Source organism: Micromonospora chalcea, assembly GCF_002926165.1.
In the GTDB taxonomy this organism is placed as follows: Bacteria; Actinomycetota; Actinomycetes; order Mycobacteriales; family Micromonosporaceae; genus Micromonospora; species Micromonospora chalcea.
In genome coordinates this window covers 107,130-132,388 of the sequence record NZ_MAGP01000093.1, presented here as the reverse complement: position 1 = coordinate 132,388, position 25,259 = coordinate 107,130, and the positions used below count along the sequence as shown (strand labels likewise).

Sequence of the window (25,259 nt, the reverse complement as noted above, 5' to 3'; positions counted from 1 at the left end):
CGGGTGAGCATGTGTTTGTCGCGCGTGGGTGCCTCCCGAAGGACCGGGCGGACAGCGACCATTTGACAACAATTCCGTCACACCATGTCAGAACCAGCTGATACATCCGCTAATGCAGACAGAACGCTGCTCTCTTCTGGCATTCGCTGCCGGCTCATTTCAGCTACTTTGCGGTGGCGAGCGTCCATTCGTTACTGCGTCCGTTACGCCATCCGGTCAAGAACGGGTCCTGACAACGCGTCCGCGGCCGTGTCGCCGGCCGCACCTTCTGCGAGAACCCTAGAAAAGGATGCTCGCTCGATCGCGGAAGACACGGCATTGCTTCTACCCGCAGCCAACCCTCGCCAGCCTTTCAACTGCCCAAGCTCGAGTCCGAGCTTCAGGAACTAGACTGCAGCCGAGGCGTTAGCTGGCCGCGCCAGCTACTGCCAAGAGGGGGCGATCTTGCGAGACGTTGCGAATGAAATCCAAGAAGTTGATCTCTAGCGTCGCAGGTAAAGTAGTCTGCTCCCCGCGCACGCGGGGGTGATCCGGTCCCGATCAACCAGTGGATCCGGATCTTTCCCTGCTCCCCGCGCACGCGGGGGTGACCCCCAAGCGACCCGGCCGCGCGGCCGGTCCCTCAGCTGCTCTCCGCGCCCGCGGGGGTGATCCCAGCTCAGACTTGGCGTCGCGGGCGTTGCCGACCTGCTCCCCGCGCCCGCGGGGGTGATCCCGACATTCTCATGTGGCAGGGCAACGCCCCTGGCCTGCTTCCCGCGCACGCGGGGGTGGTCCGAACAGCAGCGACCGGTGGCAGCGCCCGGAGTGACGGTCCCCGCGCACGCGGGGCTGAATCGGTCACCTCGTCGAGTTCTGTTCCTACCAGATGCAGGTATTACGACCTTAACAAGTCCAATGTGTTCCGGAAGCTAGCGCTCAGGCTTTCAACGATCCGCTGCCCCTTGCCACTCGCTGCGAGTGAGGGACGTCCGATCACCCCGGACTCGGTGTAAGCGCCCATCCCAAGCGTGAGCAAGTGCGGATGCTCGGCGACGTGATCGCCCAGCTCGTAGCCGTCGCGCACAGTCTCCGGCGCCACGTGAAGCAGAATCGAGGTCTCAATCTCCCCGGCGTGCATGTCGTCATGCAGGCTGCTCACGATGCCAGCATCCTGGCATGCAGTCTCCCAGGCTGTCCGATTCGGAAATAGCGCGAGCTGAGGTCCGGCGACGTTGGCCTGCTGCACGATGTTCGAGAGCACGTAGTTCCCGCCGTGACCGTTCACGATCACGAGGCGCTCCACGCCCGAGCGCTGAAGCGACTCCCTCACATCGGTGATGATCGCGTCTAGGGTACGTGCGGAGATGCTCACTGTTCCGGGCCAGGCGGCGTGCTCGTGTGAGCAGGAGATCGTGATCGGTGGGAGTAGCAGCAGGTCGTAGCGATCAGCCACGGCTGCGGCGATCGCGCTGGCGACGATCGTGTCGGTGGCCAGCGGAAGGTGGGAACCATGCTGCTCAAAGCTGCCGACCGGTAGAACGGCTACTGATGCGGCGTGGCGGCCGGCCTCCGTGGTCGTTGCTGTGGTCCATAGGTTCACTGGCCCATTCTGCCGACTACTTGATCCGCAAGGGCAAGTCGGTCGCGGAAACGCTGCGCCTCATCCGTCACTCGTCGAGACCCGAGCTCGTGCTCCACAAGACTCAGCGCCTTGATCAGACGGACAGATCCGGCGTCGAGTGCGATAGTGAGCGCCTTCTCGCCCTGGTCAGCAGCTTCATCCACTCGACCGAGGTTCGCGTAGCCGGTTGCGAGCCAGGCGCGGGCGAGCGCCTCGTCCTGCCGGTACGCGGATGGCCAGGCCCTCAGCACAGCTTCAAGAACAGCGATGGACTGCTTCGCCTGGCCCAGTATCAGATGGCATTGCCCTTCGTACGCCAGCACATAGGTGCGGGTGCAGTGCAGGCCGATGGTGTCTGGGTCGTCGAGGCCTTCGGCAGCTCCTACCAGTGAATGCGCCTTCTGCAGCGCGGATTGGCAGCGCGCTCGTTGTCCAGCGAGCGCGGCGGCCTGGGCGGTTCGGACGGCGCACAGCGCCCGATCACGAGCTGTCGGCTCCTTCCTGGCATCGGCGAACTCGGCGAGGGCGATAGCTTGGGCGCTGTCCCCTCTCTCGACAGCGCGCTGCGCCTGCCGCATGAGGACGTAGGTCGCCATCCTGCCGTCAGCCGCTTCTCGGGCCATCGATAGTGACTGCCGCAACCAGTACGCCGCATCCTGGCTGTCGCCGAGGTTGTCGGCGGTCCAGCTGGCGAACTCCGCCCACCGCGACTCGACCCGCAGTAGCTCCCGCAGGGTTTGCCCGGCTGCGCCGGCGCGATGTCTTCGGATGATGTTCAGCTCACCCCGAACGACGTCGTGGAGCCGACGTGGGCCGAACGCGTCGTGGGAAGCGGCGAGGATGCGGAGCATGCTCATCCAGTGCGGCACGATGGCGGGGTCAACAGGACTCGTCGACGTCCTTGCCACCGCGGTGGCCGCAGCATGCGTGTCGACGGCTTCAAGCTCCGCTTCCTCAGGCATGGGGGGCAGAGCCTGCTGTTGGCGCATCGCCTGGTCATAGAGGCTGAGCAGTGAGCCGGCTGCCCCAAGGAGCTCATCGCAGCGCTGCCAGAACTCACGCGGCGCCCTCTGCCGGCCGGTCTCGACGTTCGCGATCGTGCTGCGGGCGTAGCCAGTCAGGGGTGCGAAAGAGTGCTGGTTGTAGCCGGCGGCGCGTCGAAGCTGCGCTAGCCGGACGCCCAGCGTCCGCCAACCGTCTACGTCGCTCATCGGCACCTGGCACCCTTCTCCTCGGCGGTCGCGAATGTCGGCAGCAAGCGACGCTGCTCCTCAATCGAGCTGGAACTCAACAGCCTGCCGGTAGCCTATGCGCTCCGGCCGCCAGCGAATGGCCCTTGATGTTCCCGCGCCCTCGTCCCCGGATGACGACAAGCAGCGTGCGCGTTGCTGGTCGGATCGTGACGGATTTCAGGGGATCCCGTCACTGGGGTTGTCGGTAAGAGGGTCGGCGGATTCCGACAATCCTCCGACATTCTGCCCGTCGCTCAACGTGCCGATCGGCACGGCGGCCAACCCTGAAGCGTCTCGCCGCAGGCGCTTTCGACTTCCAGGAGTAGGACCCTCCTGATCAGTTGACCGAGCATGTCAACGCAGTGTCGTAGATCCAATCCCGACCGTTCCCGACACCGGTCCACCTTTCGTTGGCTTGTCAGGCACCAGCAAGTGCAGGACCGGCGCCTCTCCGGCGCGCGAACGGTCCCTGCACCCATCAACCGGGGTGCGTAGTCGGAGCCGGGAGAGGCCCGGCCGCGCATCCCACGAGGAGGTGACGGGATGACGCGCATCAAATGGTTCGTCTCCGGGCAGGATCACCAGTCTTTCGCGCCGTTCGGCATCGCCAGCACGGCGACGCTCGCCCGGCTTCGCGACGAGCCGGACCACGAAGAGCCGAGCTGCAGCAGCAGGCACCTGCCTGGGTCCGCGCTGCGCGCCTCCGCCGCCTCGCTGCCCTGCCGCGACCCCGCCCCGTGACCGGCGCCGAGGAGAGCGACCGTCCCGTCGACCGCTTCGACGCGGCTCGCCGGACCGTGCTCGCCCACAAGGAGGGCGGAGCCTGCTTTCAGTGCCACGACGGCATATGTCGCCAGAACGAGTGGGCGCTGGAGGAACTGTCCCGTCATCCCGGTGGCCGTCGCCTCCTCGTACAGCTCCAGCTTCTCGACCCTGTAGACGACACGATTCAGGAAGGCCGGCCGCGGTGAATCCAGCCCTCGGCGCCGCTGACGAGCACGCCGCCTCGTATGTCCGTTCCGAGCCTGTCCCGGTCCCCCGTCCGGTGCCCGCCGGCGCCGCCTCCGAGCGGACCAGCCGGATCGCGGACGAGTTCTTCTTCATGTGCCACGACGACCGGACCGGTCGCCCTCGGCTGTTCGACTCGTCGCTGGCGCACGGCCTGGCCGCTGGGCTGCTCGTCGAGCTCTACTACGGCGGGCGGATCACGTTCGAGCGCGGGCACGTGCGCGTCAAGGACATCCGGCCGCCGCAGGATTGGCTCCAGCACCTGGTCCTGGACCGGATCGCGGCCGAGCAGCAACACACCGCGACAAGGGTGTGGCTGGCCTTCCTCGGCTCGTCCGCCTACGAGCAGGTCGCCCAGCGGATGTGGCAGTCGGGTCTGGTGCGGCCGCAGCAGGCGGGCCGGTTCTGGCGGCAACGCACCCTGTACGTGCCGACCGACATCAACACCGCGGCCTGGTCGTCGGCGCGGCTGTCTCAGCACCTGCGCAACGGCCGGAGCTTGAACGGCGTGGACCTCGCCCTGGCCGGCCTGGCGCTGCACACCCAGCTGGACACGACGCTGCTCGACGGCGCCTCGCCGGCGGTGCGCTCGCATCTGCGGCGGTTGGTCGAGCAGTCGTGGCCGCCGTTGCGGGATCTGCTCGCTGATCTCGGCAGTGTCGTCGGCGGCGCGGTCCTGAGCCACCGCACCTCCTGACGGCAACACCCATCCACTCTTCGTGAAAGAGACCTGATGTCGCATTCGACTACTGACACCGTTTCCGAGGTTCTGGCGCGCGGCCGGCTCGGGATCCCCTCGGTGGTGTTCTTCGTCATCGCCGCCGCCGCGCCGCTGACGGTGGTCGCCGGCGGTGCGACCACCGGCTACGCGGTCACCGGCGTGGCGGGTATTCCGGTGGCGTACCTTGTCGTCGCCGCCGTGCTGGCGCTGTTCTCGGTCGGGTTCGTGGCCATGTCCCGGCGGATCGTCAACGCCGGCGCGTTCTACACCTACGTCACCCGAGGGCTCGGCCGTCCGGCCGGTGTCGGCGCGGCGATGGTCGCGCTGGTGGCGTACAACGCGATGCAGATCGGCCTGTACGGCGGGTTCGGCGCGGTCCTCGCGACGTTCCTGCGCGATCAGTACGGCCTGCACGTCACCTGGTGGGTGCCGGCGCTGATCGGGTGGGCTGTAGTCGCCGTGCTGGGCGTGCTGCGCATCGACCTCAACGGCAAGGTCCTGGCGGTCATGCTCGTCGCCGAGTGCGCGGTCGCGCTGGTCTTCGACGCGGTGATGGTCGGGCACCCCGCCGGCGGGACGGTCACCTTCGACACCCTCGCCCCGTCGCACATCCTCGCCGCGGGTATCGGCGCCGCACTGGTCACGGCCATCACGGGTTTCGTCGGCTTCGAGGGCACTGTGGTGTTCTCCGAGGAAACCCGCGACCCGCGCCGGACGGTCGCCCGGGCCACCTACATCGCGGTGGCCGCCACCGGCCTGCTCTACGGCCTGTCCGCCTGGGCGATGTCCGTCGCCACCGGCCCGGACAGGATCGTCGATGCGGCCCGCACCGACGGCACCGACCTCATCTTCAATCTCGTCTCACCGCACCTCGGGTCCAGCATCGTGACCGTCGGGCGGGTCCTGTTCATCACCAGCCTGTTCGCCGCGCTGCTGAGCTTCCACCACACCGTCGCCCGGTACCTGTTCGCTCTCGGCCGGGAGCGGGTCCTGCCCGGCGTACTGGGCCGGACCAGCCGCCGCACCGGTGCCCCGAAGGTCGGATCGATCCTGCAGAGCATTCTCGCGGTGGTCGTCCTCATCGCCTACGCCACTGCCGGCGCGGACCCGATCGTGCACCTGTTCTTCTGGGTCACGGTGACCGGTGGCCTCGGCGTCCTGATCCTGATGACCGTCACCTCCGCCGCCGTGATCGGCTTCTTCGCCCGCATCGCCCACGGCGAAGGCTGGTGGCTGGCGTTCGTCGCGCCGCTGCTCGCCACGCTCACGCTGACCGGGTTCCTCGCCGCCACGCTACGAGAGTTCGACATCCTCCTCGGCGTCGACGCGCACTCACCGCTGCGCTGGCTCTTCCCGGCCACCTACGCCATCGCCGCCCTCGCCGGCACCGCCTGGGCGTTGGTCCTGCGCGCAACGCGGCCGCAGGTCTATGACGCCATCGGACTCGGCGCCGACAGCGCCACCGCGCCCCTGCGCCGCACCGACAGCTTCCGCCTGCCGGTCTGAACAAGGAGCTCACCATGACCGTCCCCAGCACCGGCGTGAGCATCCGTCGCGCCACTCCCGCCGACATCGACCCCTTGGTCTCCGTACTCGTCGACGCGTTCTTCGACGGGCCGGTCGCCGACTGGCTGGTCCCCGACCATGACGACCGTCGCGCCGTCTACCGCCGGTACTTCACCCTCGTCCTGCGTCACGGGCTCGCCCACGGCCACGTCGACACCACCACCGACCGGTCCGCCGTCGCGATCTGGTACGCCCGGCCCGAACCCCCACCCGCGGCGCCGCCGGAGCACCAGGCGGCGGTGGAAGCCGCCACCGGACCGTACGCGCCGAAGTTCACCCTCCTCGAGGCCATGTTCGACGTGTTCCACCCCGGCGAACCGCACCACTACCTCGCGTACGTGGCGGTCAGCCCCGACGAACAGCGCCGCGGCGTCGGAACCGCCCTGCTCGACAGCTACCACCGCCGGCTCGACGCGCTGGGCCTGCCCGCCTACCTGGAGGCCAGCAACATGCGCAACCGCAGGCTGTACCTGCGGCTCGGCTACCGGGCTGGACCGCCGCTGATCCTGCCCATCAGCGGACCCACGATCTGGCGGATGTGGCGCGGGCCGGCCGGAGCCGCCGGCACGGCGGCGTTTCCCGACACCGAGCAACGACCACGTCGGCGAACCCAGCCGACTGCCGCTTCAAGCTCCGTCCGCATCGGGCGGTAGGGGTGACGCGTCACCGGGACGCGGCCACCCGGCACCACCTCGGGTCACCGCGGCCCGGGGAGATCTCGAGATGGGAGGAAGACATGTCCACCAGCACCGCGGAGCAGAGCACGACCGCCGACGGCGGGGACTTCGACCTGGACGTCAGCCTGCTGGAGGTGGCGGACGTGGCCGGCCTGGTCAACCTGACCGACGACGGCTGCGGCAGCACCTGCACCGCCTGCACCACAAACGTCGCCTGACCGACGAACCCTCCCCCGGAAAGGCCGGCCGGCGCGGCAACACGCCCCAATTCTCCGCGCCGGCCGGCGCCCGAACCGACATCCACCCGAGGTGCAGCGTGCGCTCTCCCACAGGCTCTCCGGCATACCGGTCGACCGGGGCCGCGCTCGTCCGCGCGGCCGCCCACCCCGACATCGACCTGCCGCCGTGGCCGGACCTGACCGAACCACGCGACGCCCTCGTCCCCGGCTGGGTGGCATGGCTGCGGCAGGTGTGGACGAACGAGACCATCGTGGACGCGATCAGTCACGCCAGCCCGGTACTCGCCGCGCAGGTCGCCAGGCTGTGCGCCGGCGAGGCCCTCACCGTCCGAGAGACCCGGCGGGTGATCCAGGCCGTCGCCCGATACACGCAGCGCCTACGCGGCCGGCCGACCCCGTTCGGTCTCCTCGCCGGGGTGGCACCCGCCGTGTTCGGATCACGCTCGCCCACCCGATGGGGCACCGCACACCAGGCCGTCGCCCGGGCGGGCGCCGCGTGGCTCGCCGACGTGATCAACCACCTCAAACGATGCCCGGACCTGGTCGCCCGGCTCCCGGTGGTCGCGAACAACACCATGACGGTACGCGACGACCGGCTCGTCCTGCCCTACCAGCCGCACGCCCGACCGCAGGGCACGACGGCCGTGGAGGTGTCGCTGCGGTACACCGCGCCGGTCCGCGCCGCGATCACCGCCGCCGACACCCCGATCCGGGTGGAAGCACTGTCCGCGCAGCTGTGTGCCGCGTTCCCGCGCGCTGCACCGGCGACCGTTGAGGGGATGCTCGCCGAGCTGATCGCCCGCGGCGCACTGATCACCAGCCTGCACGCGCCCGGCACGGAGCCCGACGCCCTGGCGTACCTGCTGCTCCAGCTCGACGACGTCGATGCCGACGGCGTCGCGGCGGTCGCCGACCTGGTACGCGCCCTGCGCGACATCCACGCGGCGCTGCGACGCCACCGCACCGCCCACGGCGCAGGCGGCCGCGAGGCCCGCGCCCAGGTGACCTCCCGGATGCGCGCCCTCGGCATCTCCGTCCACGAGCCTCTCGCGGTGGATCTCCGGCTGGACGCGTCGGTCACGCTGCCGGATCAGGTCGCGCGGGAGGTGGAACGCGCCGCCCTGGCGTTGACCCGGCTCAGCGCCCACCCCTACGGCACCGCGGCGTGGCGCGCCTACCACCAGCGCTTCTACGAACGGTACGGGATCGGCTCGCTGGTGCCGGTACGCGACGTCGTCGACCCGGACAGCGGCATCGGCTTCCCCGACGGATACCCCGGCACTCCAGCAGACGAGCCACGTTCACCCCTGTCCCGCCGCGACGAGCTGCTCCTCGCCCTCGCCCAGCGCGCCGCCCTGGACGGCGCGGACGAGGTGCTGCTCGACGAGGAGCTGATCGCACAACTGGAGCTGGGGCCGCCACGGCTGCGGCTGCCGGCACACCTGGAGACGAGCGTCCGCGTGCACGCCGCCGGCGAAGCCGCCCTGGCGCGCGGCAGGTTCACCGTCGAGGTCACCTCCGTGTCCCGGGGCGCCGGGGGACTCACCGGCCGGTTCCTCAGCGTGCTGCGGGCGGTCGACGCCGCGAAGCTGGCCGCCGGCCTGACCGACCTGCCCACCGCCGATCACGGCACGGTGCCCGCCCAGATGTCGTTCCCGCCGCTGGATCCCGCGACCACCCACGTCACCCGCGCCATGCAGATCCTGCCCACTGTCATCAGCCTGGCCGAGCACCGGCGCCCGAACCGAGCGGTACTCACCGTCGACGACCTGGCGGTGGGCTGCGACGGCCGACGCATGTACCTCGCCGCGCCCGATCACGGTCGTCGCGTCGAAGCGGTCGGCATGCACGCGCTCAACCTGCGCACCCACACCCCACCACTGGCCCGGTTCCTCATCGAACTCGGCCGCGCCCAGTGCGCCCAGGTCACCGCTTTCGACTGGGGCGCCGCCGCCCGGGCCAAGCTGCCGTTCCTTCCCCGCATCCGCTACGGGCGCGTGATCCTCGCCCCCGCCACCTGGCGGCTGGAAGCTACCGAGCTGCCCGACCGGCGGCAGCCCTGGTACGCCTGGGACGACGCCCTCGACCAGTGGCGGGCCCGCCGGCGCCTGCCCCGCCTGGTGCAGCTGGTTGAAGCCGACCGGCGTCTGCCGCTGGACCTCGACGAGTCCGCGCACCGCGTCCTGCTGCGCACCCACCTGCTCACCGCACCGCGAGCGGTCCTCGTGGAAGCACCCAGCCCGCAGGAACTCGGCTGGTGCCGCGGCCGTCCGCATGAGGTCATCCTGACGCTGCACGCCACCGAGCGACCACCCTGGCCGCCCTTGCCCACACCGATCCCGGCCCGCGTCATCGGACGAGACCAGTGCCTGAGCCCCGCCACCTCCCCGCTGCTGCTCGCGAAACTCTACGGAGACATCCGCCGACAAGACCTCCTCCTCGCCGAGCACCTGCCCCGACTGCTCACTGAGTGGGAGGTGCCGCCGGACTGGTGGTTCCTCCGGTTCCGCGACCCGGACCAGCATCTCCGCCTCCGCATCGCCCTGCCCGACCCGTCGGCATTCGGACCGGCCGCCGGACGTGTCAGCGGATGGGCCGACGGTCTACGCCGACGTGGCCTGCTGCGGGAGGTCCAGTACGCCGCGTCCTACCCCGAGACCGGGCGGTGGGGATCCGGTGCGGCCATGCAGGCCGCCGAGGCGGTCTTCATCGCCGACTCCCACGCCGTCCTCACGCAGCTACGCCAGCCCGTCCGCCCGCGCCGACAGGCACTCGTCGCCGCGCAGATCGCCGCTATCGCCGTCGCCTACACCGGCAACGTCGACGCCGGCATGCGCTGGCTCATCGACCACGTACCCCCGACCGCGCCGCAGCCGGTCGAGCGGCCGCTGTTCCACGAAGCCGTACGACTCGCCCACCCCGGCGACGACTGGGCCGCACTGCGCGCTGTCCCCGGCGGCACCGCCATCGTCGACGCCTGGAAGAACCGCGACATCGCCCTCGCCATCTACCGGACCCACCTACCCGGACCGCACACCGACGGCATCAACAGCGACGACGTCCTCGGCTCCTTCATGCACGCCCACTACATCCGCGCGGTCGGCATCGACTTCGACGACGAAGACCGGTGCCGCCACCTCGCCCGCGCCGCCGCCCTGGCCTACTTCGCCCGGAGCCGGCCATGACCCTTCCGTACGAGAGCCACGACCTCGCTGTCGCAGTCGCCGATCTGCTCGCCCATCCCGACGACCCACGGCTGCCGATCCGGCAACCCTGGTGGCAGCAGTCACTCGCCCTCGGCGTACCCGGCATCGCCCTGCTCCACGTCGAGCTGGCAGCGGCACGGCTAAGGCCCTGGCAACGTGCTCATGATTGGCTCGCCGCCGCTACCAGCGGCCCGGTAACGACGGGCGCCGACAGCCACCCCTTCCACGGCGCGCCCGCGCTGGCCCACGTCCTCGCTTGCGCCGCCGCTCACCAGCCCGGCACCTACGCCCGCGCGCTCGACGACCTCGACCGGGCGATCGCCGCCGACGCCCGGCGCCGCGTGGCCGCCGCGCACGCCCGCATCGACGATGGGGAACTACCGGCGCTCGCCGAGTTCGACGCCATCCGAGGATTGGCCGGCGTCGGGGCGTACCTGCTCCGCCGAGCACCCGACAGTGAGGCGCTGGCCATGGTGCTCGGGTATCTGGTCCGGCTGACGCAGCCCCTACCCGTCGGCAGCGAGGTGTTACCAGGCTGGTGGACCGGCAGCGGGCCCTCCGGCCGCGCCGACTCCCGCTTCCCCGGCGGACACGGCAACAACGGCACGGCCCACGGCATCGCCGGACCCTTGGCGCTACTGGCGCTCGCGGCCCTGCACGGCATTGCCGTCGACGGTCAGACCGCTGCCATCGCAACGATCTGCACCTGGCTCGACCGATGGTGCCACGACTCCACGGCCGGTCCGCTCTGGCCGTACTGGATTACCAGAGTGCAACTCCGGGCGGACCGCGCCGAGGTCTACCGCGTGCAGCGGCCGTCCTGGTGCTACGGCACCCCCGGGCTGGCGCGCGCCCAGCAGCTCGCCGCCCTGGCCCTGAACGATCACGTCCGCCGCGCCGCCGCCGAAGACGCACTCGTACGCGCACTCGCTGACCCGTGCCAGCTCGCGGCGACCACCGACCCGTCGCTCTGCCACGGCCACGCCGGCCTGGCCCACATCGCGCACCGGATGGCCGCCGACGCCCTGCCCGACACCGCCGGGACCCTCGGCGTGCTGGCCCCTCGGCTTCTCGGCGCGCTCGACCCGGACGGCGCCGGGCCCCGGCGTACCGCAGCTGCCCTGGTCGCCGCGAGCCCTGGCCTGCTCGAAGGCGCCGCCCGGGTGGCGCTGGCCGCCCTCAGCTGCAGCAGCGCGGGCGCGCACACCAGCTCCTGGGACGCCTGCCTGCTCACCGCCCCATCGCCCATCCCCTGACATGAGGACGCCGAATGCCAACGCCCGCCTGGCGGCAGTACACCGTCGAGTTCCCCGACCCCACCGCAGCCGAGGACGTCGCCGCCTCCGTCCTGGCCCCGGCGCTGGCCGCCGCACAGGACGAGAGCGTGCTGCACGGGTGGTGGTACGTCCGGAAGTACCCCACCTGGCGGTGGCGCTACCTTGCCGACGACCCGACCTCCCACCGCGTCGAGGACCTGCTGGAGACACTCGCGGGTCAGGACCGACTCACCAACTGGACCCGAGGCGTCTACGAACCGGAGACCCTGGCCTTCGGCGGGTCGGCCGGCATGGAGGTAGCCCACGTGCTGTTTCATCAGGACAGCCGGCACCTGCTACTCGACCTGCCTCCCGCCACCACGCTGGGAAGGCGCGAGCTCGCCGTGCTGCTGTGCAGCGTCCTGATGCGCGCCGCCGGTCTGGACTGGTACGAGCAGGGCGACACCTGGGCGAAGGTCGCCGACCTCCGGCCCTCCCCCGGCCTCGCAGTGCCAGAGCGGGCCGCCGAACTGGCCCGAGCGATCAATCGGCTCATGACCGTCGACGCCCACAGCCTCGCGAAGACAGGCGGACCACTCGTGGGCCTCGGCCCATGGCTCGACGCCTTCGCAACCGCCGGCCAGGCACTCGCCGACCTCGCCCGACACGGCCACCTTCGACGGGGGCTACGCGCCGTCATCGCACACCACGTCATCTTCCACGCCAACCGATCTGGCTTGTCCGTTCAGGACCAGTCCACCCTCGCCGCGCTCGCGGTCCGCAACGTCTTCCACCACACCACGAGGAGCACCGTGTCGATCGCAGAACCCACGCCCACGAGCACTAGCGTCGATCGAGTGACCAGCGACCCCGCCGACCTGCGCGCCGCGCTCACCGACGCACTGCGCGCCGAGAACATCATCCGCACGCCCGGCGTCGAGGCCGCCATCCGCGCCACCCCGCGGCACCTGTTCCTACCCGGCGTACCACTTGAACAGGCCTACGCCGACGCTCCCGTCTACACCAAGACCGACGGCCGAGGCGCCTCCATCAGCGCCGCCTCACAGCCACGAATCGTGGCCATGATGCTCGAACAACTCGACGTACGACCCGGCCACCGGGTCATGGAAGCCGGCGCCGGCACCGGCTACAACGCCGCCCTGCTCGCCGCCTTCACTGGCGACAACGGACGCGTCGTCACCCTCGACGTCGACGAGGACCTCGTCGACGGGGCCCGCAAACACCTTGCCACTGCGGGCGTCACGAACGTGGACGTCATCCTCGGCGACGGAGCGCTCGGCTGCCCCGACGGCGCACCCTACGACCGGATCATCGCCACAGTCGGCGCCTACGAAACCCCGACTGCCTGGCTGAAGCAGCTCGCCCCGGACGGGCGACTCGTCGTACCGCTGCGCCTGCGTGGCGCCGCCTCCCGCTCGATCATCTTCGAGCGGTACGACGGCGGGTGGCGCGACCAGGGCAGCGAGCTGGCCGTCTTCATGCCGCTGCGCGGCATCGGTGATGACGCCCGCCGACTCGTGCCGATCACATCGGAGCAGGACGTCGTCCTGCAGGTGCACAAGGAGCAGGACGTCGACGCCGCGGCACTGGCCGGCGTGCTGGACACCGAACGGCGCAAGATTTGGACAGACGTGTTCTTCCCACCGATGGTGCCGTACGAGTGGATGGACCTCTGGCTGGCCTGCCGGCTCGACAACGCCATCATGCGCATGAACGTCCAACCCGCAGCCATCGAACGCGGCGCCGTCACCCCGATGTTCCCCTGGGGCGCGATGGCCACCACCCGCGGCGCCGACCTCGTCTACCTCACCATCAGGCCCACCCCGACCAGACCCGACGGCACCAAGTTGTACGAGGTCGGCGTCATCGGCCACGGACCCCACGGAGCGGACCTCGCACAGCAGGTCAGCGAAGAAATCCGCATCTGGGACGCCACCTACCGCTCCCGCACCGTGCGCTTCGAGATCCCCGACGCTCCCGCCGAGGCGGACCCCTCGGCCGGACGCTTCGTTCTTCCCCGGCCGCAGCACCCCATCACCGTCACCTGGCAGTGACCGTGCAGCCGGACAGCGCGGTGCTGCGGCGCTTCCCGCTGGTCGCGCGGCCACGGCCCATCGCTGGGCCGCTGGTTGAGCGCGTCGACAATTTGTGCACCCTGGCCGAACGCGCCGCGCGAGAGCACGACCGAGTCGTGGCGTCGGCCGTCTACAACCAGGCTGCTCTGCTCGCGTCGGACTGCGGCCAGCCGGAGCTGGCCCGCCGGTGGTGCCACGAGCACGCCGCCGCGTACCTGCAGGCTGTTCCTCTAGACGCGCGGGCGGCGCGGTGTGCGCTGGAGCCCTTGGTCAATCTCGCCCGGCTGCACATTCGCGACCGCGACGGCGACGCTGCTCTTCACCTCCTCACTGGCCTCTTCGAGGCGGTGTCATCACGGAGGGATGCGGTGATCGACGGCCAGGCCCTGCCGGCGAGCCGGCTGACTCGCGGCGAGGACGACCACCGCGAAGTAAGGCAGTGGCTGTGGAGCGTGCTCGTGGCGGAGGGCGCCCGTGCGCTGGCTGGCGCGGGCCGGTGGAGAGAGGCGTACGCGCATCTTGAACGGCATCGTGGCATCGGCCAGCGGATGCTCGACGGACGTCAGGTGGCGGTCATTGCTCATGTCAGGGCGGGTGATCTGGAGTCGGCCCGGGCACTGGTGGCCGGAACCGCTCGGGGTGAGCCGTGGGAGGAGGTGATCACCGCATGCTTGGCCCACCTGTGCGACAGGCCCTCGCGTACGCACCTAGACCTCGCGTTGGAGGGCTACCTCGGCCTACGGCCGGCGCAGGGCCTAGCTATCTTCGAAACTCGGCTGGGATTGACGCTCATTGACGCGTCGACCGGAGCGGATCAGCGAATCTTGCCGCAGCTTGCTTCGGAAGTGGTTGCCAGAGCGGTCGGCTCCGGTGACGCCTACGCTGCCCGCGAAGTTCTCCTCCACGAAGGTCTCATGGCGGCCGTTGACGGCCGGCGCACCACCCAACTCAGGAACACCGCATCGGCTAGCGGGTTGATCTTGATCTCACTTCCGGCCTGGTTGCGGGAACGCATCGACGGCGTCCTCGACGCTTGTCGCGCTGCGATCGCTGAGGCTTGGTGAGCGCCTCGAATCGAGCGCCTGCGATCAACGAAGCGGATTCCATGCGACCCCTCCAGGGATGATGGCGACCGCCGTGCCCATGGACGGCGGGCTGAACGTCAATATCGCGTTGCGTTCCCTTCAGGGTGATGAGCAACACTGGGCTAGCCTGCTCTCCGGGCACCGGCTCCTGTTGGGGTCATTCCAGAGGTGACGAGCGACGGCGTACCAGCCCGGCTTGGAGCGCAAGACCCTTGATCCGTACTTGGCGGGTTGGCGCAAGCGGGTGGTGCCGACGCTCGGTCACATTCCCGTTCGGATGATTACCAATGGCGCGGTGGATCGGGCGGTGCACTCGTGGATCGCCGACGAGTACAGCCGATCGACGGTGAAGAACAGTCTCGCCGTGCTGGTCCGCGTGATGGAACAGGCCGTACGGGATGGCATCATCCAACGCAACCCCGCACAGGTGACAGGGTGGCAGCGCGAATACCAACGGGCCGCCGACGAGTTGGACGATCCTCGCTCGCTGGCTCTGCCCGATTGGGAAACGCTAACCAAGCTTGCCGCTGCCCTGGTCGACCGCTCCGCGAATCACTTCACCGGATGGGCCGACGTGGTGATATTCGCCGCCTGTACCGCCGCCCGGATCGGCGAGGTTTCCGGCGTCCGGGCCGAGGACATCGACCGAGAAACGTGGATGTGGACAGTGCGCCGCCAGACCACACCCAGCCCTGGTGGCCTAATCGACAAGGGCACCAAGGGAAAACGCGCCCGGACCGTGCCGCTGATCGAGGAAGTACGACCGATCGTGGCCCATCGCCTGGACGCCGCGACCAAGCCGGAATCCCGGCTGTTCACCGGCCCGCGCGGTGGCCGGATCAGTACCGCCGTACTCCGTGACGCGACGCATTGGGATGAGGTGGTCACAAAGCTCGGATACGAACACCTACGCCGGCACGACCTGCGGCACACCGGCCTTACCTGGATGGCCGACGCGGGCGTACCGGTACACGTCCTACGGAAGATCGCCGGACACGGATCGCTGACCACGACCCAGCGCTACCTACACCCCGACCGGCAGTCGATCACGGACGCCGGAACGGCCCTCAGCGCCCACTTGAAGGCCCGTCGGTCCCCAGGTGGTCCCCAGCTACGCGCCGTCTAGATCAACAAACTTCTACTACCCCGATACGAATTAGAGGCCGTTGACCAGGGCTTTCACCCCGGTTGACGGCCTCTTTTCGTGCTGTCGGGACGGCCGGATTCGAACCGACGACCCCTTGTTACCGTCCGTAGCCATCTCGCCTTTGTCGTTGACTACCAGAAGGAGGCGTTGAACTGCGCAGCCGCGGTCAGGCGATGACCGTCAATCGTCACTGGTTGTCAACCATGCGCGGGGGTTTTCGGGGGGTAAACGGGGGCTACAGGGGCGTCGCCAGTCCACCGCGTCCCGCTCCCCCATCACCAGAATGTCGACGGCGAGGTAGGCGAGGCAGTCGTGCGGGATGCGCGGGTGGTCCGCCTCGGGCATCGCGTCCAGCAGGTTGAACACGGGGGCGCACTTGCCGGTGGCCTGCTTCAGAGCGTCCTGGTGGTCGGGTTCGACCGCCGGCTGAACCTCGCCGCGCCCGTACCAGACCGCTACGGCGGACAGATCGGCGTTGGTGTCCACGGTGCCGTGCCTGAGCGCGTGTTGAAGCACCAGTCGGAAGTAGCGGTAGCAGACGGGGCGCCGGTCGTTCTCGTCGGGAACGAGCCACGCGGCAAAGGGGCACCTGAAGGAACGAATCCGCGAGCGCGAAGAGCAGCCGGGTCTTCGTCGTCGGGGATGGCGCGGCGGACGGTGACGGCGGGTCGTATGGCTGGTGACTCCTGGCAGGGGCGTTAGCAGCGCCGGGGGTGTGCTCACCCAGGGGGTCGCATCTCTCTTGTTCGGTCGTCAGCTGAAGGGTGTCGCTGCGCCGCTGCACCTCCGGGTGCGCCACCAGCTCGCGCTGTGCCCAGTCGTTCTGCTTGCAGCTGTCCGCGGGCGCAGTTGAGGCGGCGGCCGCCGACGGTCCGTCAGAAGTGCGGATTCGAGCCGGTCGGCCAGCCGCACGCTCTCGTCTCCGCCACTCATCGGTGGTTCCGGCGGCGCCGTAGAAGCGTGTGGAGCAGCCCTTTGCTGTTCTTGGGGGTGGGGCGCTGCGCGGCCTCCCAGAATGCCTGGTTGCCGCGGGCCACCTCGTTGGGCGACTCGGCGGGAGAACCCGCCGGCGCGGTGAAGCCGTCCTGCCGGCTGTAGAGGGTGGCCGCGCGCCGGTCAGGTACATGACCGCACCGATGAGGTGTGCATCCAGTGGTGCTCCCCAGCGGGGCGCTAGATAGTCTTGGACGTAGCGGCAACGTTCAGGGCTCTCGTCCGTCGCGCTCAGCATGGGTCCCACGGGGCTGGTGCTCGGACGGGACGCTCTTAAGCGACGTGACCGGTGCGTAGGGAGGACTCGAGGATGCCGACGGCGACGTGGGAACGGCTGCCCGAGTCTCGTCGCGCTGCAGTGCTCGCGGCGGCCGAGGCGGAGTTCGCCGAGCACGGGTTCTCGGCGGGCAGCCTGAACGTCGTCGCCCGCCACGCGGGCGTGTCGAAGGGCAGCCTTTTTCAGTACTTCCACGACAAAGTCGACCTCTACGCCTACCTCTCGGAGCTGGCGAGCCAGCGAATCCGGGCTGCGATGGAGGAGCAGATCCCGCACCTGCCGTGGGACAAGGGCTTCTTCGCGGCCGTCCGTGAACTGACCCGGGTCTGGGTTGCCTACTTCGATGACCACCCTCTCGATCTCGCCTTCACCGCCGCGGTCAACCTCGAACCGGAGGGCACCGCCCGGGCCGCAGTCCGGGCAGTCGCAAACCGGCACTATGTCGAGGTCCTCACGCCGTTGCTGGAGTTGGGCCGTGAGCGGGGCGAGCTGCGGGCCGACGCCGACCTGGACGCGATCCAGGCGTGGCTGCTCCTGCTGCTGCCACATCTTGCCCTCGCCCCTCATCACCCGGGGCTGGATCCCGTCCTTGGTCTCGCCTCGTCAGATCCCGCCGAACGGCAGGCCTCCATCGAGCGGTTGCTCGCGCCCTTGGAGGCGGCCTACGGGGCCTCCGGCCAGACGCGCCCGATCAGTACGGGGCCGGCGCTCGCTGAAGCCAGGTGAGCATCGCCTCCGCGGGCCGCTCCCAGCCCGCGTCGAGCATCAGGTCGTGGCCCATGCCGGGGAACTCCTTCACTTCGGCCTGGTAGCGGAGGGCCGTTGCCCGGATGCCGCCAAGGGGGACGAGGCGGTCGTCCGGGGTGGCGAGGACCAGCACGGGCGGCCTGCCGCGCGGGGGCGGCGATGGTCGATGGAACAGCAGCTGGTACTGGGCCAGCGACGATTCCCGGCCGCACCGCGCTGCGAGGCGCGTCGCGTCGGCCGCAGAAAGGCCGGTGAAGAGGTAGTCGGGGCGCAGGGGCAGGCTTGCCCCCAGCATCAGGCGAAGCGCGTCGACGGGATGGCGCCGGGCGATGCAGATGAGGGACCCGACGGCTGGCTGAGCCGGGACCGGCGCGACCAGCACGGCTGCCCGGGCCGCGTAACGGGCGAGCGCCCGCTGGACCACCAGTCCTCCCATCGAATGACCGATCAGGACCACCTGGCGCGGGAACGTCGCCGCGACCCGGACCACGTCGTCGACGTAGGAGCCAAGCGTCGCCCGTCGCAGCGACCCGCCGCTTCCGGCGTGGCCCCGCAGTGACACGGCGGCGGCGGGGTAACCGGCATCCGCGGCGGCGTCGAGCCAGTGCTCCCAGCACCAGGCGCCGTGGCCGAGGCCGTGCACGAACAGCAACGGCGGGCGATTCCCGGCGTCGACCGGGGCCCGTCGGATCACCTCCAGGGCAGGACCCCGGCCGGAGGACGGTATTGGGGGAGCGTTGCGCGCCACGGCACCAAACCATACAGTGACCACCGGTCATATGACCACCGGTCACAATCGTGTGGAGGCCAGACGATGTCGTCCGTTCCGATCCGTACGTGCATCATCGGCGCCGGTTCCTCAGGGATTGCCACCGCGAAGGTACTGCACGAGCGCGGCATCGCCTTCGACTGCTACGAGCTCTCCGACCGCGTCGGCGGGAACTGGGTGTGGGGCAACAAGAACGGTGTCTCTGCCGCGTACCGGTCGTTGCACATCAACACCTCCAGGGAACGCATGCAGTTCAGCGACTTCCCGATGCCCGACCATCTGCCCGACTTCGCACGCCACGACCAGGTCGCGGCCTACTTCGACGCCTACGTCGACCACTTCGGCTTCCGTGACCGGATCGTCTTCGGCACGGGGGTGAGCCACGTCGAGCCGTTGGCCGGCGGCGGCTTCGACGTCACCCTGACCACAGGTGAGCGTCGCCGCTACGACGCCGTCTGCGTAGCGAACGGACACCACTGGGACCCGCGCTGGCCCGAACCGGCCTTTCCCGGCTCCGACACGACGAGCATCGAACAGATCCACTCGCACAGCTACTCCAGCGAAACCCAACTCGCGGGCAAACGGGTCGTCGTCCTCGGGATGGGCAACAGCGCCATGGACATCGCCGTCGACGCCAGCTACCACGCACGAGCGACCTACCTGGCGGCCCGCAGTGGAGTGCACATCATCCCCAAGTACGTCTTCGGCCGGCCTTACGACCAGATCGCCGGCAAGGAGTGGATCCCCGGCGCGGTCCGCTGGCCGCTGGCGCGGCTGCTCTTCAAGGTGACGACCGGCCCCATGAACCGGTACGGGCTGCCGGCGCCCGACCACAAGTTCGCCCAGGCCCACCCCACAATGTCGAGCCGGATCCTGGACCGCCTGGCCCACGGCGCGATCACCCCGAAGCCCAACATCGAGCGGTTCGACCGCGACACTGTCGTGTTCACCGACGGCAGCCGGGTCGACGCGGACCTCGTCGTTTACTGCACCGGGTACAAGCTGAGCTTCCCGTTCTTCGATCCGGCGTTCCTGGACGCCGGTGACAGCAACGACATCCGCCTCTACAAGAGGATGTTTTCCACTACCACGCCACACCTGTACTTCGTCGGACTGATCCAGCCCCTCGGCGCCATCATGCCGATCGCCGAACGCCAGTCTGAGATCATCGCCGACCACTTGCAAGGCCTCTACGCCCTCCCGGGCCGCGCCGCAATGGAGAGCGAGATCAACCGCTACCGCGCCTCACTCGCGAAACGCTACGTCCGCAGCAAGCGACACACCATTCAGGTCGACTTCGACGACTACATGCGCAGCCTGCGAGTTGAGCGAGCCCGGGGCGCAAGACGAGCCCGCGGAGGCGCCGGGGACCGGCTCCCGATGGTCGGTGAGATCCGATGAACCCTGCGCCCATCACACCTGCCAGCGCTCGACGATCGGATGTCACTTTCCCTGTAGGCCGAGACTCTTGCGCCGCCTGGCTCTACCGGCCCGAGAACGTGGAACGTCCCCCCGTCGTCGTGATGGCGCACGGCTTCGGCGCGATTCGGACACTGAGGCTCGACGCCTACGCCCAGCGCTTCGCCGACGCCGGGTACGCCGTCCTCGTCTTCGACTACCGGCATTTCGGCGACAGCACCGGCCAGCCCCGCGAGCTGCTGAGCCTGTCCCGCCAACAGCAAGACTGGCGGGCAGCCATCGCCTACGCACGCGCGCTGCCCGGGGTCGACACGGGACGGATCGTCGCGTGGGGCTCCTCGCTGAGCGGCGGGCACGTCCTGCACGCCGCGGCCCGCGACCACGACCTCGCGGCCGTCATCGCCCAGGTCCCCCACGTCTCCGGACCGCACGCCACGATCGCGATGGGTGCCCGCCACGTCACCCGTCTCGGCGTCGCGGCCGTCAAGGATCTGACACGGCAGCTCACCGGCCGCTCGCCGTACTACGTACCGTCAATCGGAGACACCGGCACCCTTGCCGTCATGCTCGACGACGACGGCATCGAAATCCTGCGACGGCTGGCCGAGGGCCTGGATGTCGACAGCGTCCTGCCTCACAACCGCGTCGCCGCCCGCATCCTGCTGCACATGCCGCTCTACTCGCCGGGTCTGCGCGCACACCGCATCACCGCCCCGACTCTGGTTCAGGCTGGCGAGCGAGACGAACTCACCCCGACGAAGGCGTCACGCTGGGTCGCCGGGCGCATCCCGGATTCCGTGTTCAAGACCTATCCGTGCGGCCACTTCGATCCTTACGTCGACCCTCACTTTGAGGGCGTGGTCGCCGACCAGATCGCGTTCCTCAACAGCCGCGTACCCGTGCGGCAATGAGTGCCTTCGACGGCACGGTCGCCGTCTTGGGCCCGGAGCTGGGTCGTGGATCGGCCGTGCGGTGGGCATCGGGCTGAGCCGAACGGGCGCGCACGTGACGGCTACATCCTCAGCATTATTGGGCTCGCCGCCACTACCAGCTCGTCGAACGCCGCTTCCACAGTGGTCGCCGAGCATGGAGCGATCGAAGAGGCAGTACCGGGCAGCCCTGCCCGCTACTGAGCATCGCCCGGGAGAACGAGGCCTGGCGCGCCGCGATCGCCACGCGCGCGACCCCCACTTCACCGGCGTCGTGGCGGGCCAGCTCGCGTTCCCAAGCACGGCCGTTCAGTGGCCAAGCGCCACTGACGGCGGCCCTCGTCCGGGCGCCGGCCGTCCCGTCGCGGGTGTCGCCCGTCATCTTGGTATCCATGACGGGACCCCAGCAGCGGGGTCGACGCGTGGCGGCAAGCGAGCCCGGACCGCGAGTGTGCACTGTCACCTGTGGAGCATGCCCCCGCAAGAGCCGGAAGACGAGGTCCGTCGGCTAAAGCCGCGGCCTTTTCACCCGGACGCACTCGCAGCTGTGCGCTGGCGGCGATAGAGGCGCAGGAGGCGACCTACCCGATCGTGTCATTGGCGGTAACAGCCACGGTTGGTCGTGGCCGAGTACATCGAAGTGCTCTACAAACGGCAACCCTGCACTCCCGGCTGGGCTACCGCAGCCCGGCCAAAGTCCTTACCGACACTCTCAACGGGCGGCCAGCAGCCAGACCAGCAACCCGAATCACAGTCCAGAGTCCTTGACACACATCGAACAAGGGCGATCGAGGTCTTGTCGCCCCTACCGCGGAGGGCTAATGTGACCACTGGTCACATGACCACTGGTCACATGCCGGAAACATTGGCGTGCAGTTGCAATGAGCCCATGCCGAGGAAGCGCGTGTCTGCCCGCCGTCTCACGACTCACCCGCAGGGTTCGACGCCTCGGACGTCGAATCACCCTGCGGTCATGTCCACCACCCTCATCAACGGAGGTCACCGCATGTCCGCACGCGCTCTCACCCGCGCCGCGGCACTCGCCGTCGTCGTCGGACTCGGTCTGGCGGCACTCCCCGGAGCCACAGCCAGTGCCAGCACCGTCTCCCGGGGCATCACGATTCCCGCGTTCTACTCCCCGCCCGCCCAACTGCCCGCCGCGAACGGGACTCTGGTGCGCAGCGAACCGCTGCCGCTGTCGCTGTCGCTGCCGGGCCTGGACGGACGGCCCATTCCGGGACGGGCGACCCGGATCATGTACAAGACCACCGACTCGAACGGCCAGCCCGCCGCCGCGACCGGTGCGTACATCGAGCCGTCGGCGAGTTGGCAGGGCAGCGGCCCGCGCCCGCTGGTCGTCCTCGCGCCGGGAACCTCGGGTCAGGGCGATCAGTGTGCCACCTCCCTGGGCCTGCAGAACGTGATCGCCTTTGGTAACAGCACCCTCTCGATCGGGATCGAGAATCTGGCGATCTACCAGCTGCTGGGCAAGGGCATCGCGGTCGCCGTCAGCGACCACATCGGCCTGGGAACCACGGATCGGTTGCACACCTACGTCAACCGCCTCGACGAGGGTCACGCGGTGCTCGACGCCGCGCGGGCCGCACGATCCCTGCCCGGTGTGTCCGTCACCGCCGCCTCACCGACCGGCCTGTACGGGTTCAGCCAGGGCGGCGGGGCGGTCGGCGCGGCCATCGAGCTCCAGCCGACCTACGCCCCGGACGTCCCCGTGAGCGCGAGCTACGCCGGCGCGGTACCGGCCGACCTCGCCGCGGTCACGTCGGGTATCGACGGCACCGAACTGGTCGCTTCCATCGGCTGGTCGCTGAACGGGTTCGCGCAGTCCGACCCGTCGCTGCAGGCGGTGCTGGACAACCACCTCAGCTTCATCGGCAAGGCGGTCCTCAAGGACCTCACCACCCGGTGCATATGGGACGCGATGGCCACCTACTCCTACCAGCGCACCAACGGCTGGACGAAGAACCTGGAGTCCGCCTCAGCGATGATCGCGGCCGAACCCAGGCTCCGGGCGTTCATCGAGCAGCAGCGCATCGGAACGCAGAAGCCGGCCGGTATCGTGCGTGTCGCCACCGGCGTGCACGACAACCTCGTCCAGCACGCGCAGGCCCGCCAGCTGGCCCTCGACTGGTGCCAGCGCGGCGGCAACGTCGTCTACGCCCCGATCTCGGGCATCAATGGCCCAAGCCCGTTCCTGAACCACGTCGACTCCCTGCTCAAAGACCAGGGCACCGCCATTACCTGGCTTACCGACCGCCTGAAGGGCACGCCCGAGGTCTCCAACTGCGCAACGGTTTCGCAGCTGCCCTAACCCCGGGCGGAGCGACTCCTCGGCAGCATCGAACGATCCGGGGGTCCCGGTCTTGACCGACGCCCGGGACCCCCGGTCGACCGAACGAACAGCCCAGAGCTCCTGACGCCTCCGCAGGCAAGATCCCGGGCGAAAGAGAGCCGGTTCAGCGTCCGAAGCATGAGCGTCGTCCAAACCGGACCACTGGGTACCATGCACGCCCGAATGGATTCCGGAAGCTCGCATGCAATCAGGTGAACTGACGGTGCCTGACCAGTCGCCTCTCATTGCCGTGCGACCTCCTCGGAAGATGGCGTACCCCTCCCCTTGGCTCGACCCGGCTCGGGATGCCACCACCGCGCGTCGCAGCCTGCATCCTGCTGCACATGCCGCTCTACTCGCCGGGCCTGCGCGCACACCGCCTCACCGCTCCGACCCTCGTTCACGCCGGCGAGCGGGACAAACTCACCCCGACGAAGGCGCCACGCTGGAACGCAGAGAGAATTCCCGACTCCGATTTCAAAACCTATCTCTCGGCCGCAGGACCGCGACGGCACCAACGGCGCCCTACTGGCCACCTACGCGGCACCCCCATCCGGCACGTATTCGCCGACACCGGCTTCGCCGGCCGCCTCGTCGACTGGGCCCGCGACCTGCTGCGCACCACCGTCCAGATCGTCCGCAAACCTGCCGACCAGAGAGGGTTCGTCGTCCACCCACGCCGCTGGGTGGTGGAACGGACCCTGGCCTGGCTCACCGCCCACCGTCGCCGCCTGTCCCGCGACTACGAAACCCACCGCGCAACGCCCGGGGCCATGATCCGATCGGCGGCCCTCGGCGGCACGCTCCGCCGCCTTGCCCGAGGCGAAGCCCTCACCCGCCAACAACGCCTCACCTTCAACACACCCGACTGACAGCAATGCGAAACGCGCTCCTAGGGAATGAAGGAGGCTCGAGCTCACGGTGGGCACCCAGGCTGCCGACCGGTACGCATCGGCGCACAGCACCTGAACTGCCTCCGGACCAGCCATCTAGGCTGGGCTGCGACGTTCGCTCGCTGCAGCGCGCTGCGGCCAAGCTCATCGCGCCACGCCTTCCGCGGCGCCGACTCGGCATCAAGTGCTCATAGGAACGAGGGACTTGAACCCAAGACAACCTCTTGTCGAGTCCTCTCAGGACTTGCCATTGGTTGTCAAAACCCCTTGTTATCCACCGTAGCCGAAACGAACTTGTCGTTGATTATCAAAAAGTTGCGTTGACCTGCCTAGACGCGACCAGGCATCGGGCACTTCTTGTCACTGATTGTTGACCGCAGACAGGGGTTTTCGAGGGGTAAACGGGGGGCCATGTACTGTCGGCCCCCCCATCCCCGGCTCCCCTGGCCACCGTCCGCCCGGCCGATACGGCAATGCTGGCCGACGGTCCCGCCGGTGCTCTGGTCCTCACGGCGTCGACCCGCCTACGCGCCCACCCGGTTCGCCCACGCTCGGCTCCCGTCTCGTTGGCGTAGAACCGGTTGCGGTATGGTCCGCTCCACGCGACCTTTGAACGCGAGACCACGCGCCGCCGACAGGAAGAGGACCGCTGCGTGGCATGGTGTCGATCGGGCGCAGGCTGTCGTGTTCAATGCCACTCGCAGATGATGGTGATGGTCAGGAGGGCTTGGAGTCAGACGGCCAACTTGTCGTAGCGGGTGGCCACGCCGCGGTGGCGCTTGAGTCGGGCGATGCTGTTCTCGACGGCATGTCGCATCCGGTGGAGGTCTCAGTCGAACTTCGGCGGGCGTCCGCTGCGGGTGCTTTGGCCTTGCGGTGGGCGTCCTGGTCCTTCTTGCTCTGAGGTTCCCCGGTAGCTCGGAGGCTTTCGACGGTACCCCGATGAGCTGCGTGAACGTGCGGTGCGCTTGTATCGGGAGTCGGACCCGAGGCCGGTGATCCACTGGACCCGCCAGGACGGGGCCGACCGGGTCAGCGCGACGACC

Annotated in this window: 18 protein-coding genes and 3 pseudogenes; 16 read left to right on the top strand and 5 right to left on the bottom strand. The window is 69.2% G+C overall.

From position 1 onward, the window contains the following. Positions 1–877: 877 nt before the first annotated feature. Positions 878–1,582, bottom strand: coding sequence for a creatininase family protein (locus BAW75_RS09595; protein WP_104113324.1), 705 nt, complete (start codon positions 1,580–1,582; stop codon positions 878–880). Continuing rightward, positions 1,579–2,814, bottom strand: coding sequence for a helix-turn-helix domain-containing protein (locus BAW75_RS09590; protein ID WP_104113323.1), 1,236 nt, complete (start codon positions 2,812–2,814; stop codon positions 1,579–1,581). The genes BAW75_RS09595 and BAW75_RS09590 overlap by 4 nt, the downstream gene beginning before the upstream one ends. A 564-nt stretch (positions 2,815–3,378) precedes the next feature. Between BAW75_RS09590 and BAW75_RS09585 the strand changes: the two genes are divergently transcribed. The 11 genes and pseudogenes from BAW75_RS09585 to BAW75_RS09535 form a co-directional block, all read left to right on the top strand. Then, a complete protein-coding gene (locus BAW75_RS09585; RefSeq protein WP_104113322.1) occupies positions 3,379–3,576 on the top strand; it encodes a hypothetical protein in 198 nt (65 codons plus the stop codon). Further along, positions 3,573–3,806, top strand: coding sequence for a hypothetical protein (locus tag BAW75_RS09580; protein WP_104113321.1), 234 nt, complete (start codon positions 3,573–3,575; stop codon positions 3,804–3,806). Before BAW75_RS09585 ends, BAW75_RS09580 begins: the two co-directional genes overlap by 4 nt. Further along, a complete protein-coding gene (locus tag BAW75_RS09575) occupies positions 3,803–4,540 on the top strand; it encodes a GOLPH3/VPS74 family protein (protein WP_104113320.1) in 738 nt (245 codons plus the stop codon). The genes BAW75_RS09580 and BAW75_RS09575 overlap by 4 nt, the downstream gene beginning before the upstream one ends. A 36-nt stretch (positions 4,541–4,576) precedes the next feature. Further along, the gene (locus BAW75_RS09570; RefSeq protein WP_104113319.1) at positions 4,577–6,070 is read left to right on the top strand and encodes an APC family permease; all 1,494 of its coding nucleotides are present in this window, start codon (positions 4,577–4,579) and stop codon (positions 6,068–6,070) included. Between the two features lie 14 nt (positions 6,071–6,084). Then, positions 6,085–6,783 carry a GNAT family N-acetyltransferase gene (locus BAW75_RS09565; protein ID WP_104113318.1) on the top strand — a complete coding sequence of 233 codons (699 nt, stop codon included), beginning with the start codon at positions 6,085–6,087 and terminating at the stop codon, positions 6,781–6,783. Between the two features lie 83 nt (positions 6,784–6,866). Then, positions 6,867–7,025: an FxLD family lanthipeptide gene (gene fxlA / locus BAW75_RS09560; RefSeq protein WP_104113317.1), complete on the top strand. Its 159-nt coding sequence runs from the start codon at positions 6,867–6,869 to the stop codon at positions 7,023–7,025. A 98-nt stretch (positions 7,026–7,123) separates the two neighbouring features. After that, positions 7,124–10,231 (top strand): lantibiotic dehydratase, encoded by a 3,108-nt coding sequence (locus BAW75_RS09555; RefSeq protein WP_208635218.1) that lies wholly within the window; start codon positions 7,124–7,126, stop codon positions 10,229–10,231. Further along, positions 10,228–11,508 (top strand): lanthionine synthetase C family protein, encoded by a 1,281-nt coding sequence (locus BAW75_RS09550; RefSeq protein WP_104113366.1) that lies wholly within the window; start codon positions 10,228–10,230, stop codon positions 11,506–11,508. The genes BAW75_RS09555 and BAW75_RS09550 overlap by 4 nt, the downstream gene beginning before the upstream one ends. A gap of 14 nt (positions 11,509–11,522) precedes the next feature. Next, a complete protein-coding gene (gene fxlM, locus BAW75_RS09545) occupies positions 11,523–13,583 on the top strand; it encodes a methyltransferase, FxLD system (protein WP_104113316.1) in 2,061 nt (686 codons plus the stop codon). Beyond that, entirely contained in the window at positions 13,580–14,668 is a 1,089-nt protein-coding gene (locus BAW75_RS09540; RefSeq protein ID WP_208635217.1) for a hypothetical protein, read from the top strand. Before fxlM ends, BAW75_RS09540 begins: the two co-directional genes overlap by 4 nt. Positions 14,669–14,882: 214 nt before the next feature. Next, positions 14,883–15,815: pseudogene (locus BAW75_RS09535) on the top strand (tyrosine-type recombinase/integrase); the annotation flags it as partial. Between the two features lie 201 nt (positions 15,816–16,016). Here BAW75_RS09535 and BAW75_RS09530 read toward each other — a convergent pair. Further along, entirely contained in the window at positions 16,017–16,322 is a 306-nt protein-coding gene (locus tag BAW75_RS09530) for a hypothetical protein (RefSeq protein WP_146074822.1), read from the bottom strand. Positions 16,323–17,139: 817 nt separating this feature from the next. Here BAW75_RS09530 and BAW75_RS09525 point away from each other — a divergent pair. Continuing rightward, positions 17,140–17,832 carry a TetR/AcrR family transcriptional regulator gene (locus BAW75_RS09525; RefSeq protein WP_104113364.1) on the top strand — a complete coding sequence of 231 codons (693 nt, stop codon included), beginning with the start codon at positions 17,140–17,142 and terminating at the stop codon, positions 17,830–17,832. Here BAW75_RS09525 and BAW75_RS09520 read toward each other — a convergent pair. Then, positions 17,798–18,505 (bottom strand): alpha/beta hydrolase, encoded by a 708-nt coding sequence (locus BAW75_RS09520; RefSeq protein ID WP_167435549.1) that lies wholly within the window; start codon positions 18,503–18,505, stop codon positions 17,798–17,800. The genes BAW75_RS09525 and BAW75_RS09520 overlap by 35 nt on opposite strands. Positions 18,506–18,667: 162 nt before the next feature. Between BAW75_RS09520 and BAW75_RS09515 the strand changes: the two genes are divergently transcribed. The 4 genes and pseudogenes from BAW75_RS09515 to BAW75_RS32840 all read left to right on the top strand — a co-directional run. Then, positions 18,668–20,023: a flavin-containing monooxygenase gene (locus tag BAW75_RS09515; protein ID WP_104113313.1), complete on the top strand. Its 1,356-nt coding sequence runs from the start codon at positions 18,668–18,670 to the stop codon at positions 20,021–20,023. Continuing rightward, positions 20,020–20,952 carry an alpha/beta hydrolase gene (locus tag BAW75_RS09510; protein WP_104113312.1) on the top strand — a complete coding sequence of 311 codons (933 nt, stop codon included), beginning with the start codon at positions 20,020–20,022 and terminating at the stop codon, positions 20,950–20,952. Before BAW75_RS09515 ends, BAW75_RS09510 begins: the two co-directional genes overlap by 4 nt. Before the next feature lie 991 nt (positions 20,953–21,943). Then, on the top strand, positions 21,944–23,299 hold the full coding sequence (locus BAW75_RS09505) for a lipase family protein (RefSeq protein ID WP_244206059.1): 1,356 nt from the start codon (positions 21,944–21,946) through the stop codon (positions 23,297–23,299). Positions 23,300–23,874: 575 nt separating this feature from the next. Beyond that, positions 23,875–24,048, top strand: a pseudogene (locus tag BAW75_RS32840) (transposase); the annotation flags it as partial. Positions 24,049–24,946: 898 nt separating this feature from the next. Here the strand turns inward: BAW75_RS32840 and BAW75_RS33455 are convergent. Next, positions 24,947–25,113, bottom strand: a pseudogene (locus BAW75_RS33455) (IS5 family transposase); the annotation flags it as partial. Positions 25,114–25,259: the final 146 nt, after the last annotated feature.

Coding starts and splice junctions, on each gene's coding strand:
- BAW75_RS09565 (WP_104113318.1), top strand. CDS start 6,085: ATGACCGTCCCCAGCACCGGCGTGAGCATCCGTCGCGCCACTCCCGCC.
- fxlM (WP_104113316.1), top strand. CDS start 11,523: ATGCCAACGCCCGCCTGGCGGCAGTACACCGTCGAGTTCCCCGACCCC.
- BAW75_RS09590 (WP_104113323.1), bottom strand. CDS start 2,814: ATGAGCGACGTAGACGGTTGGCGGACGCTGGGCGTCCGGCTAGCGCAG.
- BAW75_RS09505 (WP_244206059.1), top strand. CDS start 21,944: ATGTCCACCACCCTCATCAACGGAGGTCACCGCATGTCCGCACGCGCT.
- BAW75_RS09570 (WP_104113319.1), top strand. CDS start 4,577: ATGTCGCATTCGACTACTGACACCGTTTCCGAGGTTCTGGCGCGCGGC.
- BAW75_RS09585 (WP_104113322.1), top strand. CDS start 3,379: ATGACGCGCATCAAATGGTTCGTCTCCGGGCAGGATCACCAGTCTTTC.
- BAW75_RS09510 (WP_104113312.1), top strand. CDS start 20,020: ATGAACCCTGCGCCCATCACACCTGCCAGCGCTCGACGATCGGATGTC.
- BAW75_RS09550 (WP_104113366.1), top strand. CDS start 10,228: ATGACCCTTCCGTACGAGAGCCACGACCTCGCTGTCGCAGTCGCCGAT.
- BAW75_RS09525 (WP_104113364.1), top strand. CDS start 17,140: ATGCCGACGGCGACGTGGGAACGGCTGCCCGAGTCTCGTCGCGCTGCA.
- BAW75_RS09515 (WP_104113313.1), top strand. CDS start 18,668: ATGTCGTCCGTTCCGATCCGTACGTGCATCATCGGCGCCGGTTCCTCA.
- fxlA (WP_104113317.1), top strand. CDS start 6,867: ATGTCCACCAGCACCGCGGAGCAGAGCACGACCGCCGACGGCGGGGAC.